At 40.8% G+C, this 12030-nt stretch carries 18 protein-coding genes and 1 pseudogene; 11 read left to right on the top strand and 8 right to left on the bottom strand.

Annotated features, from left to right (window positions below):
- Positions 1–68: 68 nt before the first annotated feature.
- The 3 genes from HMPREF2853_RS04065 to HMPREF2853_RS04055 are packed head-to-tail and all read left to right on the top strand — an operon-like array spanning position 69 to position 1878.
- On the top strand, positions 69–434 hold the full coding sequence (locus HMPREF2853_RS04065; RefSeq protein WP_070534945.1) for a GntR family transcriptional regulator: 366 nt from the start codon (positions 69–71) through the stop codon (positions 432–434).
- 4 nt (positions 435–438) lie between these two features.
- On the top strand, positions 439–1134 hold the full coding sequence (locus tag HMPREF2853_RS04060) for an ABC transporter ATP-binding protein (RefSeq protein ID WP_070534943.1): 696 nt from the start codon (positions 439–441) through the stop codon (positions 1132–1134).
- Positions 1135–1149: 15 nt separating this feature from the next.
- Positions 1150–1878 carry a hypothetical protein gene (locus tag HMPREF2853_RS04055; RefSeq protein WP_070534941.1) on the top strand — a complete coding sequence of 243 codons (729 nt, stop codon included), beginning with the start codon at positions 1150–1152 and terminating at the stop codon, positions 1876–1878.
- A gap of 31 nt (positions 1879–1909) precedes the next feature.
- On the opposite strand, the gene HMPREF2853_RS04050 is transcribed toward HMPREF2853_RS04055, so the two are convergent.
- Both HMPREF2853_RS04050 and HMPREF2853_RS04045 read right to left on the bottom strand, forming a co-directional pair.
- A complete protein-coding gene (locus HMPREF2853_RS04050; protein WP_001288935.1) occupies positions 1910–2605 on the bottom strand; it encodes an LrgB family protein in 696 nt (231 codons plus the stop codon).
- Positions 2602–2976, bottom strand: a complete 375-nt coding sequence (locus HMPREF2853_RS04045) for a CidA/LrgA family protein (RefSeq protein WP_000781325.1) — start codon at positions 2974–2976, stop codon at positions 2602–2604. Before HMPREF2853_RS04045 ends, HMPREF2853_RS04050 begins: the two co-directional genes overlap by 4 nt.
- Positions 2977–3171: 195 nt before the next feature.
- Between HMPREF2853_RS04045 and HMPREF2853_RS04040 the strand changes: the two genes are divergently transcribed.
- From HMPREF2853_RS04040 to queF, 7 genes are all read left to right on the top strand, one after another.
- Complete coding sequence (locus HMPREF2853_RS04040) at positions 3172–3552, top strand: MarR family transcriptional regulator (protein ID WP_000120821.1); 381 nt, start codon at positions 3172–3174, stop codon at positions 3550–3552.
- Positions 3553–3651: 99 nt separating this feature from the next.
- A complete protein-coding gene (locus HMPREF2853_RS04035) occupies positions 3652–3873 on the top strand; it encodes a DUF4649 family protein (protein ID WP_000570247.1) in 222 nt (73 codons plus the stop codon).
- A gap of 15 nt (positions 3874–3888) precedes the next feature.
- Complete coding sequence (gene trxA / locus HMPREF2853_RS04030; RefSeq protein WP_001029576.1) at positions 3889–4203, top strand: thioredoxin; 315 nt, start codon at positions 3889–3891, stop codon at positions 4201–4203.
- Positions 4204–4403: 200 nt separating this feature from the next.
- A complete protein-coding gene (queC, locus tag HMPREF2853_RS04025) occupies positions 4404–5057 on the top strand; it encodes a 7-cyano-7-deazaguanine synthase QueC (protein ID WP_000828763.1) in 654 nt (217 codons plus the stop codon).
- The gene (gene queD / locus HMPREF2853_RS04020) at positions 5057–5500 is read left to right on the top strand and encodes a 6-carboxytetrahydropterin synthase QueD (protein WP_000464575.1); all 444 of its coding nucleotides are present in this window, start codon (positions 5057–5059) and stop codon (positions 5498–5500) included. Before queC ends, queD begins: the two co-directional genes overlap by 1 nt.
- Positions 5493–6209, top strand: a complete 717-nt coding sequence (gene queE / locus HMPREF2853_RS04015; RefSeq protein ID WP_070534939.1) for a 7-carboxy-7-deazaguanine synthase QueE — start codon at positions 5493–5495, stop codon at positions 6207–6209. The genes queD and queE overlap by 8 nt, the downstream gene beginning before the upstream one ends.
- A 17-nt stretch (positions 6210–6226) precedes the next feature.
- Positions 6227–6718 carry a preQ(1) synthase gene (gene queF / locus HMPREF2853_RS04010; protein WP_045592513.1) on the top strand — a complete coding sequence of 164 codons (492 nt, stop codon included), beginning with the start codon at positions 6227–6229 and terminating at the stop codon, positions 6716–6718.
- Between the two features lie 217 nt (positions 6719–6935).
- Here the strand turns inward: queF and HMPREF2853_RS04005 are convergent, their stop codons facing one another.
- Positions 6936–7604 carry an MIP/aquaporin family protein gene (locus HMPREF2853_RS04005; RefSeq protein ID WP_070534937.1) on the bottom strand — a complete coding sequence of 223 codons (669 nt, stop codon included), beginning with the start codon at positions 7602–7604 and terminating at the stop codon, positions 6936–6938.
- A gap of 270 nt (positions 7605–7874) precedes the next feature.
- Between HMPREF2853_RS04005 and HMPREF2853_RS04000 the strand changes: the two genes are divergently transcribed.
- The gene (locus tag HMPREF2853_RS04000) at positions 7875–8639 is read left to right on the top strand and encodes a (S)-acetoin forming diacetyl reductase (protein ID WP_070534935.1); all 765 of its coding nucleotides are present in this window, start codon (positions 7875–7877) and stop codon (positions 8637–8639) included.
- Positions 8640–8768: 129 nt separating this feature from the next.
- Here HMPREF2853_RS04000 and HMPREF2853_RS03995 read toward each other — a convergent pair whose 3' ends face one another.
- The 5 genes and pseudogenes from HMPREF2853_RS03995 to HMPREF2853_RS03975 form a co-directional block, all read right to left on the bottom strand.
- Positions 8769–9560: a DUF2785 domain-containing protein gene (locus HMPREF2853_RS03995; protein ID WP_070534932.1), complete on the bottom strand. Its 792-nt coding sequence runs from the start codon at positions 9558–9560 to the stop codon at positions 8769–8771.
- Between the two features lie 106 nt (positions 9561–9666).
- Entirely contained in the window at positions 9667–9981 is a 315-nt protein-coding gene (locus HMPREF2853_RS03990; protein WP_000959511.1) for a hypothetical protein, read from the bottom strand.
- Positions 9975–10391 carry a hypothetical protein gene (locus HMPREF2853_RS03985; protein ID WP_070534930.1) on the bottom strand — a complete coding sequence of 139 codons (417 nt, stop codon included), beginning with the start codon at positions 10389–10391 and terminating at the stop codon, positions 9975–9977. Before HMPREF2853_RS03985 ends, HMPREF2853_RS03990 begins: the two co-directional genes overlap by 7 nt.
- Positions 10379–11644 carry a Tle-like phospholipase domain-containing protein gene (locus HMPREF2853_RS03980; protein WP_083306887.1) on the bottom strand — a complete coding sequence of 422 codons (1266 nt, stop codon included), beginning with the start codon at positions 11642–11644 and terminating at the stop codon, positions 10379–10381. Before HMPREF2853_RS03980 ends, HMPREF2853_RS03985 begins: the two co-directional genes overlap by 13 nt.
- Positions 11634–12030: pseudogene (locus HMPREF2853_RS03975) on the bottom strand (hypothetical protein); the annotation flags it as partial. The pseudogene HMPREF2853_RS03975 and the gene HMPREF2853_RS03980, both read right to left, overlap by 11 nt.

Raw genomic sequence — 12030 nt, 5'->3', positions numbered from 1 at the left:
ACTTGACAAGTTTTTTGTTTTATTGTATTATTTAATTAGAACAACAAAGACAAAGAAAGGAGACTATGATGTCCTGGTCATTTGATAATACAAAACCGATTTATTTACAGATTATGGAAAAAATCAAATTACAGATTGTTTCCCATGAACTGGAACCCAACCAACAGCTCCCTACCGTGAGAGATTTGGCGAGCGAGGCTGGGGTCAATCCCAATACCATCCAGCGCGCCTTGTCTGACCTTGAACGTGAAGGATTTGTATACAGCAAGCGGACAACTGGTCGTTTTGTCACCGAGGATTTGGACCTCATCGTTCAGTCCCGCAAACAACTTTCTGAGGAGCAACTGCAACAATTCGTCTCTTGCATGCTTCAATTTGGCTACCAAAAAGAAGAACTGCCAAATGTATTAAGCGACTATATTAAAGGAGTTTAAGACTATGACACTACTAGCACTTGAAAATGTAACAAAATCATATGGAGCAACTGCGGCACTTGACAATATCTCACTAGAGATCTCAGCCGGAAAGATTGTCGGGCTCCTTGGACCAAACGGATCCGGAAAAACAACCTTGATCAAACTGATCAATGGCCTCCTTCAGCCAAATAAAGGACGTGTCCTCATTAACGGACAGGATCCAAGTCCTGCTACCAAGGCGATCGTCTCCTATCTGCCTGACACGACTTATCTCAATGAAGAGATGAAGGTCAAGGATGCTCTAACCTATTTTAAAACCTTCTATCAGGATTTTAATCTCGAAAGAGCCCAACACCTGTTAGCTGATCTTGGCATTGATGAGAACAGTCGCCTCAAGAAACTATCAAAAGGGAACAAGGAAAAAGTTCAACTCATCCTGGTTATGAGCCGCGAAGCCCACCTCTACGTTCTCGACGAACCGATCGGAGGCGTGGATCCAGCTGCCCGTGACTATATCCTCAATACCATCATTAACAACTACTCACCAACCTCTACGGTGCTGATTTCAACCCACTTGATTTCAGATATTGAGCCAATATTGGATGAGATCATCTTCCTCAAAGACGGAAAAGTCGTCCGCCAAGGAAATGTCGATGATATTCGTTACGAGTCAGGCGAATCAATTGACCAGCTCTTCCGCCAGGAATTTAAAGCCTAAGCAAAGGAGATTATTATGTTTTGGAATTTAGTTCGTTATGAATTTAAAAATATCAATAAATGGTATCTTGCACTCTACGGTGCTGTACTTGCGATTTCAGTTTTGATTGGAGCTTTTATTAGCAGCCTTAGCCAGAGTTACAATCCTAACAATGCTGCTTATTTCATCTTCTTTTTAGTACTAGTCTTTGGAGGACTCAGCGTCACTCTTTGGATTGCAACAATCTTTTTAATCATCCGAAGATTCAAGGGGAGTGTTTATGACCGCCAAGGGTATTTGACCCTGACCTTGCCTGTCTCTGAGCACCAAATCATCATCGCAAAACTTTTAGGTGGTCTTGTCTGGTCCATCTTAAGCTATATCGTCTTTATCTTGAGTGTACTGATTATCTTCTTCTTAACACCGATAGAAAAAGACTTCACTTACCTCTATAACTTCATTTCCCCTTACCTAAGCTACGGTTGGCTCTATGCCCTGTCTCTTCTAGCAGGTTCGATTGCATGGATCTTGTCCATTTACCTCGCAATCTCAATCGGGCAACTCTTTAATGAGTATCGAACAGCTATGGGAATTCTAGCCTATATCGTCATTGCCATCGTCATTGGTTATGTTTCTCTCTTTTTCCGAATTGAAAATAACTTTAACATGATGATTGGTACAGAAATCTTGCGCGATCTCTTTTTATCAGCTATCTACTATCTCGGTACCTACTATATCTTGAAAAACAAGGTTAATTTGCAATAAAAAATGCCCAGCTAGAAAGCTGGGTTTTTCTTTAACTCAATATCAAACTGGCTACGATGGGACTGACAAAGACGTAGAGAATACCAGTGACACCGATAGCCAAGCCACCCATGGCTCCTGCTACTGAGCCGTATCGAAAGGCTGTTCCCGTTCCGACAGCATGACCTGTTCCTCCAAGAGAAAGTCCCACAGCCACTGGGTCATCGATCTTCAACCATTTCAAAAGGGTTGGTCCGATTACACTAGTCAAAATCCCAGTTGCCACTACGACGACCAAGGTTACAGTTGTTAATCCTTGCAATTTTTCTGTGATTCCCACTGCCATGGCGGTTGTCACTGACTTGGGAAAGAGAGAAATGGCTAGGAAAAAGTCCATGCCAAAGATTTTCGCTACTATGGCAGTGAAGCTAGTATTGACAACTACTGCTAACAGACTACCAAAGAGAATACTCCGCGCATGGTGCTTCATCAGATGAAAACTCTTATAAAGCGGAATCCCTAGAGCCACGGTCGATGGGACAATCAAGTTGTTCAGATAAACCCCACCTTGGTAATAATCTTGATAAGAAATACCCGTCGCCTTAAGGAAAATAATGATAAAAATGGCTGACAAAAGCAGGGGTGTTGTCAAGGGATGGGGAAAACGTCTGTAAATCAACATCCCCACTAGATAAGCTAGGATAGATAATGCAATCCCAAACAGAGGATTGGATACAAATTCGCTCATTTGGCATCTCCTTTCTCATAATCTCCCTCAAATCGTCTCTTGATAAACTGAACCACTAGGGCAATAAGGATAATGTTGATGACAGCCGCAAAAAAGACAATCAAGACGATGGGTAAAAGATAAGGGGCAATCACATCAAACTTTTCCATGATACCCACTGCTGGCGGCAAAAAGAGAATGGTCATATTGGCCAGCAAGAAATTTCCAACCATGTTGACATGTCTGGTCCTTAGCCACTTGAACTGTAAGGCTAGAAAGAGAATAATCAAACCGATAATACTGCCTGGGATGGGCAGATGAAAGAAACTAGAAATTCCCTCTCCGATAAGAGAAATCACAAAGAGAATCATTAATTGAACATATAATTTCATCCTAAACTCCACGAAATAGACTTCTTGCATACCAGTTTACTCTTTTTTCAGAAAATTTCAAGGAAATATCGCAATTCTTCTCTCTTGCAAGGATTAGTTAAAAGTAGTATAATCATTGCATGCGCAATCATCTTGTGTTGTAGAGACAGTCAGTAATGACTTTGTGATTTTACTTTGAAAAGAAAGGAGAAAGCAATGAGCTATTTGGAAAAGTGGTTTGATTTCAATCGTCGTCAGAAAGAAATTGAAGGTCTCTTGGAAGAGACCATTGCCCAGCAGAGTGACCAAAGTCTGACCTTGAAAGAGTTTTACCTGCTCTACTATCTGGACTTGGCCCAAGAAAAATCTCTACGCCAGATTGACCTGCCAGATAAACTTCATCTGAGCCCGAGCGCTGTTTCTCGGATGGTGGCTCGCTTGGAAGCCAAAAATTGCGGTCTACTTAGTCGCATGTGTTGTGATCAAGATAGACGTTCTAGCTTTATCTGCCTGACAAGTGATGGGCAAAAGACACTGGCCTCTCTACAGAAGGCTGTCGAAGAAAGCTTGGAAACAGGTTTGGATTTCTTGATTTAAGATGATTTTAGAAAAAAGTTGCGTGCGCAATCATTTTTCTTGACATTCTCTTTTACAAGGAGTAAAATAAAGTCATCATTAAACAAAGGAGTTTTTAAAATGATTGAAATTACCTATCTAGATGCCAGCAAGAACGAAAGAACTATAACGTTCGAATCTTATGACGACTTTGATCGTTCACAACAAGCTTGCCTTATCGGCCTCGCAGACTACTACCCAGTCCAAAAATTAACTTACAACGGTCATGATTTGGACTACCATGGGACTTATGGAGATGTCTTCTTCTATCTCATGAAACAAGATTTAAGCCAATATAACTAAAAAAGGAGAAATACAATGGCAAAAGCAATTACAGATGCAACATTCGAACAAGAAACAAAAGACGGTTTGGTCTTGGTAGACTTCTGGGCAGCTTGGTGTGGTCCATGTCGTATGCAAGGTCCAATCTTGGACAAATTGTCTGAAGAACTTTCAGAAGATGTCTTGAAAATCGTTAAAATGGACGTTGATGAAAATCCAAACACAGCTCGTGCTTTTGGAATCATGTCTATCCCAACCCTTCTCTTCAAAAAAGACGGCCAAGTGGTAAAACAAGTTGCTGGTGTTCACACTGCAGAACAAATCAAGGCTATCGTTGCTGAATTGAGCTAATCACACGAGAGACCAAGTACTTTATTGGTCTCTTTTTTCTTGCCCTTTGCCATTTTTCAAAAAATATGCTAGACTGTAGGTAGAATATTACGATGTTTGGGACATGCCATCGCTAAAAAAAACCTCTACTTGGTATTTTTTAGCTCCCTCATGGGAGCTTTTTGCGTGCTCTGAACATTTCCCATTTTGGAAGGAGTACTATGAAACGTCAATCAGCCTTGGTCGTCTTTAGTGGCGGTCAAGATTCCACAACCTGCCTCTTTTGGGCTAAAGAACACTATGAAACAGTCGAAGCTGTCACCTTTGCTTACGGCCAACGCCATCATCTCGAAATTCAAGTTGCCCAAGAAATCGCTAAGGAACAAGGCATTCGTCATCACATCTTAGATATGTCTCTGCTGGGGCAAATCACTGAAAATGCCTTGACCTCTGATCTGGAGATCGAGCAAAAAGAGGGAGAGGTTCCCAATACCTTTGTTGACGGCCGCAACCACCTCTTTCTGTCCTTTGCGGCAGTTCTTGCCAAGCAACGAGGCATTAAAGATATCGTGACAGGTGTCTGCGAGACAGATTTCTCAGGCTACCCTGATTGTCGGGATGTCTTTGTCAAATCCCTCAATGTTACTCTCAACCTTGCCATGGATTACGACTTTGTTATCCAAACACCTCTCATGTGGCTAGACAAGGCTGAAACTTGGGAGTTAGCCGACCAACTTGGTGCCTTTGACTACGTTCGTGAGAAGACCTTAACCTGCTACAATGGGATTATCGGTAGTGGCTGCGGAGATTGCCCAGCCTGCCATCTACGTCAGCATGGACTAGATGTTTATCTTTCACAGAAAGGAGAGGGCTAATGTTTTTTGCACCCAAAGAAATCAAACAAGAAACTGGCGAGTCTCTGGTCTACAATCCTCACAGAACCTTGGTATCAAAAGAATTTACCTTTGATGCTGCCCACCACCTCTTTCACTATGAGGGAAAATGCAAGTCCCTGCACGGCCACACTTATCATTTACAAATCGCTGTCAGTGGATTTTTAGATGAACGGGGCATGACCTACGATTTCGGAGATATCAAAGCCATCTACAAGAACTACTTAGAGCCCCATTTGGATCATCGCTATCTCAATGAAACTCTGCCTTATATGAACACGACTGCTGAAAATATGGTTTACTGGATTTTCCAAACCATGAGTCAAGAGTTGCCTGACGAGCGCGGTCTCCGTTTGGAATACGTTCGCCTCTATGAAACTCCGACTGCCTTTGCGGAGTTTAGACGGGAGTGGTTAGATGACTAGGGAACGTGTCCTCAAACTACCAGTTCTGGAAATTTTCGGCCCAACCTTTCAAGGTGAAGGCCGTGCTATCGGGCAGAAAACCATGTTTGTCCGCACTGCTGGTTGCGACTACCACTGCGACTGGTGCGACTCTGCCTTTACTTGGGATGGTTCTGAGAAGCCTACTCGCATGACCGCTGACGAAGTCATTTCTGCCTTAGACAAACTAGGAAGCTACGACTACGTTACCCTATCTGGGGGAAATCCTGCTATCCTAGCAGCTAACATGGCTGAACTGGTCACTAAGCTCAAGGAACGTGGTGTCACTCTGGCAGTTGAGACCCAAGGCTCCCGCTGGCAAAATTGGTTAAAAGATATCGATCAGGTCACCCTGAGTCCCAAGCCTCCTTCATCCAAGATGGAAATCAACTTCGAGACCTTGGACTTTATCGTTTCCCAACTAGATCCAGACAAGGTCACCTTTAAAATTCCTGTCTTTGATGATGCTGATTTGGCCTTTGCTAAAGGGATTCAAGAACGCTACCAACCAGATGTCCTCTTCTTATCGGCTGGAAATCCTGAGCCCAAGGCTACAGGCAATATTGTCCAAGACCAACTAGATCGCCTCAAAGAACTTTGGGAACGCATCGCCGCTGATGATAGCTGGGGCAATGTCCGCGTCCTCCCTCAACTGCATACTCTACTCTACGATAACCAACGTGGTGTTTAAGATTAGAAAGAAAAATCATGTCACAACAAGAAGAAATGAAAAACATCAGCCTACTGGGCAACAAAGAAACCAACTACATTTTCGAATATCAACCCGAAGTCCTCGAATCCTTTGACAATCGTCATGTTGAAAATGACTATTTCATCAAATTCAACTGTCCTGAATTTACCTCGCTTTGCCCAATCACTGCTCAGCCAGACTTTGCGACCATTTATATTTCCTACATTCCTGACAAGCTCTGTGTCGAGTCAAAATCCCTCAAACTCTACCTCTTTAGCTATCGAAATCATGGAGATTTTCATGAAAACTGTATCAACACCATCGGGAAAGACTTGGTCAATCTACTAGACCCTCGCTATTTGGAGGTATGGGGAAAATTCACTCCGCGCGGTGGCATCTCAATCGACCCCTACTACAACTACGGTAAGCCAGGAACTAAGTATGAAGGCTTGGCAGAACAACGCCTCTTCCAACACGACCTTTATCCAGAGAAAATTGACAACCGCTAAACTCATACTCAATGAAAATCAAAGAGCAGACTAGGAAGCTAGCCGCAGGTTGCTCAAAGCACTGCATTGAGGTCGTAGATAAGACTGACGAAGTCAGCTCAAAACACTGTTTTGAGGTTGCAGATGGAACTTGACGTGGTTTGAAGAGATTTTCGAAGAGTATCATACGAAAAAGCCTTGTTCCTCAAACTGAGGAGCAAGGCTTTTTGAGTTTCAATTATTCTTCTGTTCCAAGGAAGTTTTTTGCAACAAGAGCTGCAAGAACACCACCAACGATTGGAGCAAGGATGAAAATCCATACTTGTTGAAGGGCTTCACCACCAACCAAGACAGCTGGGGCCAAGCTACGAGCTGGGTTTACTGAAAGTCCAGTGATGTTCAAGCCCACAAGGATCATAGCTGTCAATGACAAACCGATCACCAAACCAGCGATAGCACTATTTCCTTTACTTGCTGAAGTTACAGTCATAATAACCAAAACAAACAAGAAAGTTGCAATTGTTTCAAACAAGAAACCACCAAATACAGTGACACCGTTTGCCAAGGCATTTTCACCAAGACTAGCAGTTGACATTCCTGAGTTAGACAAGAGGAAGAATACTGCAGCTGACGCAAGGAAAGCTCCAACTACTTGTCCAAGGATGTAGTTGACAAGGTCTTTCGATGACAAACGTTTGTTTACAAACATAGCGATCGAAACAGCTGGGTTCAAGTGAGCACCTGAAACAGTTCCGATTGAGAAAGCTGCAACCACGATTGCCAAACCAAAGGCAAAAGCAATTCCAAGGTGTCCAAGACCTCCAACACCATTTCCAAAAACAACTGCTCCTGTTCCGATGAACACAAGCATAAAAGTACCGATTAATTCAGCGACAAATTTTTTCATTTTCCATCTCCTTTTTTTAAAAACTATGTATCAGTTTACCAAAACAAATGAACGGATTCAAGAAAAGTGACTTGGAAATTTTTGTTGAGGCTTCATTTGAAGCCTGTTATACAATAGAGGCATTTATTTGAAACATTTTTTTCAAAGGTGTATACTATTAGTATAGCGTTGATGGGGGTTTCAAGAATCGTTATCAAGGCTCATTTATAAACCTTTGCTGTCCTTTCATAGGACATTTGAACGGTATCGCTTATACCAAGGAGGAATCATATGTCTAAAGTTGCTATTGTCACAGGTGCAGGTCAAGGAATTGGTTTTGCAATTGCAAAACGTTTGGTTCAAGATGGCTTTAAAGTAGGAGTCTTAGACTACAATCCAGAAACGGCTGAAAAAGCTGTTGCCGAATTATCAGCTGAAAATGCTTTTGCTGTCGTAGCAGATGTCTCAAAACAAGTAGAAGTTGCCCAAGCATTTCAAAAGGTTGTTGACCATTTTGGTGACTTGAATGTTGTCGTAAATAACGCTGGTGTCGCCCCAACTACTCCTCTTGATACGATTACAGAAGAACAATTTACACGTACATTCGGTATTAACGTCGGTGGGGTGATTTGGGGTTCCCAAGCTGCTCAAGCTCAATTTAAAGCACTTGGTCACGGTGGTAAAATTATCAACGCAACCTCTCAAGCAGGTGTTGTCGGAAATCCTAATCTGACAGTTTATGGTGGTACAAAATTTGCTGTTCGTGGAATTACACAAACATTGGCACGAGATTTGGCAGACTCAGGCATTACTGTCAATGCCTACGCACCAGGTATCGTAAAAACCCCAATGATGTACGATATTGCTCACCAAGTTGGGAAAAATGCTGGAAAAGATGACGAATGGGGAATGCAGACATTCGCAAAAGATATTGCCTTGAAACGTCTATCTGAACCAGAAGATGTGGCTGCAGCTGTCAGCTTCCTTGCTGGACCAGATTCAAACTACATCACAGGTCAAACCATTATCGTTGATGGTGGTATGCAATTCCATTAAGATACATAAAAAGAGGTTGGGATAAATATCCAACCTCTTTTACTATCTGCACCATTTCGATTTCAACACTTTTTCAAAACGATTAGCTAATCTATTAGAAGAACTTCCCATACAGTAACCGTATAAAATTTAATAGTGAAAAGATTGAATGATTTTTTTCAAGTCATCTTGTAAAAGATTATGACAGTCTAGTTGAAGGTAAATTTCCAGCAAACAAGATCTGAAGTTGGAAAATTTATGGAAATCGTTTGCTTCTTTCAGGGGAAATTCGACTGTTTGCAGCCAAGCAGTAAGTAGAGACGGTTCGATTTTCCCTCGTAAGATTGGTTCATAAAACGCTCTGGCTAACCGCCAATCTTCATCATTTGTAAAACGAATATCAACTCCTTTAAAGATTTTCCCAATGATTTCAAATGCTTCGGCTATATCTGACTTTGGAAAGCTAGAATGGCATATAACTTCCGTCAAGAGATCCGCTCCATGCGCAAAAGCATGAACCCAACCATACTGACTTGAAAAACCTGTCGTATCCTTTTCTTTTTTTAGGTAATGCAAACCTTGAGATAGCATAGCATTTCTTATATCAGCTTTTAATCCTTTATAGAAAAGAGAGTGCTCGTTACCATCTGCAGACAAAAGATTGGCATAAATAAGCGCCCTAAAAGAACGTTTAAGAGCCGAAACTCCTCTACTATCAATCTCTTTGTATAGACCTTCATCAGAGGAGACCTCTTCTGAGATAAACTGAAACTGTTCAAGGGAAAACAGTTCTTCTTGAATCCCTCTAGCCAAACTCGTAAAAACAAGTTCGTCTCGAATTTCTGGAGAGGGATCTCCCAAATGCTCAAGCAACCACTGAATTTCTTCTCGACTATAGCTTGGTTTTTCTTCTGTCACTTTTCTTTGTAATTTTTTACGCATCTCAAGTACCTCTACATTTCTAGTAACTTATCAAAAAGCCATCCGAAGATGACTTTGAATAGGAATATTTGGAAAAATTGGAAAGGAACATGGCATAGTTAAAGCACTATTTTTTCTTTTTAGGAGTTAAATCTTCAAAAGATGTACTATTTTTACTAATAGTCTCGCTAATTGCTTTTTGTCCTAAACCATTAATTGAACTATCCATTTGAGCTGCTAAAGTCGTTACAGCAGTCTTATTTGTCATAGCAAGAACCCCTATCTCCTCATCGTACTTATCTACAATACCTTTTCTACCTGATTTTATAGGAGGAGCACAAAATGCTTTGATAGCTGCTCTTTCTAATGTTTTTTTGATTTCTCGTCTGGCTGATTCTGACATAGGTCCAATCAAAGCATCTATGACTAAATCCACTAGCATTTCTTCTGCCCCCTTTCTAACTCATATAAGTCTTTTCTTTGACTATAACTCTCTTCTAACTCTTTCTCTATGCGAGAGCGCTCTTTTCGGTACTGAGTCTGCAACTCTTCATCTTTTGCTTCTATTTTAGCATATTGACGAAGATACTCACTCCTTGTCTCAACTGCATAAGATTCTAAGAGTATCAGAAATTGGTGGCGCTCTCTCTCATCTCCAGAATTCTGTCTACCAAAATCATAAGCGATGTTTTCAAACTCCTCATATAATCTGGTCAACTGAGAACGATTATCATCCAAATTTTCATAAGATTCTTCTATTTTCTTCTTAGCAGTTCTATAGTCATCCTCCAAGGACAAAAGACCATCTTCTTGCTTTTTTATTTTAATTTGAATTTCTTCTAGTTTGTCCATTGATTAATATCCCTTGCCAAGCTTTCGTCTCCTTCAACTGCCTGTTCAACACCTTTCTGAATGTTGGTTTCCAAATCCGTAAAGGCTTTTACAATCTCAGCTGATTTACTTACTTTTTCATCAAAATGTCTCTGAGTCTCACCCACAATACTATCATACGTTACCCCAGCTTCTGCATAGACATCCTCTATCTCATCATAAGTTAACTCTGTTACAAACCAGGGAACTTCCTTACTTTTATCGTAGAGTGTTTCAGCATCCGCAACTGCTTTTTTCGCCACTGCCTCAATCTCGTTGTGTCCGTTGCTGACACTCTCTGTCATTGCTGTCGCAACAGCAGTTGCTTGGACGCTGTCCAAGAAAAACATCTCATGGCTATTTATACTACCATCTGATAAAAATTGAGTATTCAACTGCTTTAGAAGTCCATTTTTGACACCTTGTAATTTCTTCAGGGTTTCATAGTTCTTCTTTTCAAGTCCAGTCATTTTCTCTGGACTCTGTTTTTCCAAAATATCCTTGATTTGGTTAATTTGATTTTTATCACCCGTAATATCTGGATCAAGGCTGTGACCACCAGAATTTTTAAGCAGGTAATCTTCTCCCAAGTATACACCTAAAAAAGGCTTTGAGATATTGTTAAGAAAGTCATCTTGAGTCCGGATTCGTACTACTTGACCTGTGAATGTCTTTTGTTTATTGATTATCTTCTCCCTTGCTGAATCCCACGGAGTGAGATAATCTATGATTTTATCTTTAGATTCGATAAGACCTTCTAAGTAGAGAGGGGCCGAGTTATATACCACAGTACGGGGAGCGTTATACTCTAAGGCCACCCTCTGAGCGATGTTCCCTCCTAAAGAATGTCCAGTTAGAGTAATATTATCCCCATATCTCTGTCGAATCCTTTCGTAAAATGTGAAAGCTTCATCATAATGAAAACCGAGCGCCATGGCTATACTACCGATATCTGTAGCGACATCCTTGGCTATATCCGCATTAGGATTCGTTCCCGTATAGGCAATAATCACCTCTCCACTATCCTTATCTAGGAAAGCTGTACCACTCGTCCCAGTAGAGTCATCATGAAAATCATCTAGATATTGGAGGTTGGAGGGGATAGTCTTCAATTTATTAACTTCCCTAAGCCGTTTATTTTTATCATCTCCGATATCCGACTGTTGAACTCGAACATTTTCAAATTCGTAAGTCAGATTAGACGCATCTAAAGTTGGAATTCCACTATTGGCCATTATATACCTCCGCATTTGATACCGTTTCTCTAAAATAATAGCCATCATTATAATCTAGTAAAATTGAGTAGTAGTAATAACCCTCGTTTTGTAGAGAGCTTCCAATCTCTAGTACAGATGTTTCAGAATCGTTTTTATGAAAGTAATTATTAACTATTTCATTTTCTGTAAGATATAAAATACTAAAACCATTCGTCACGCTATTATACGATTTCTCTTTTAATCTTAACTTAGACAATTCAGTTTTATTTAAAGTCAACTTTTGAAATAAAAATCTGTCAAACTTCCATATTTTTTTAGCGGTTTCTTCATCAGAAAAAATAAATTTATTGTCTACATATTGAACACTTACTACTTCTTCGCTTTTTGGTGCATCATCCTTCGCT

The sequence above is a fragment of the Streptococcus sp. HMSC077F03 genome, assembly GCF_001812375.1.
Taxonomy (GTDB): Bacteria; Bacillota; Bacilli; order Lactobacillales; family Streptococcaceae; genus Streptococcus; species Streptococcus oralis_S.
Note: the sequence above shows the minus strand (reverse complement) of the source record. Positions and strands in the feature narration are given on the sequence as shown.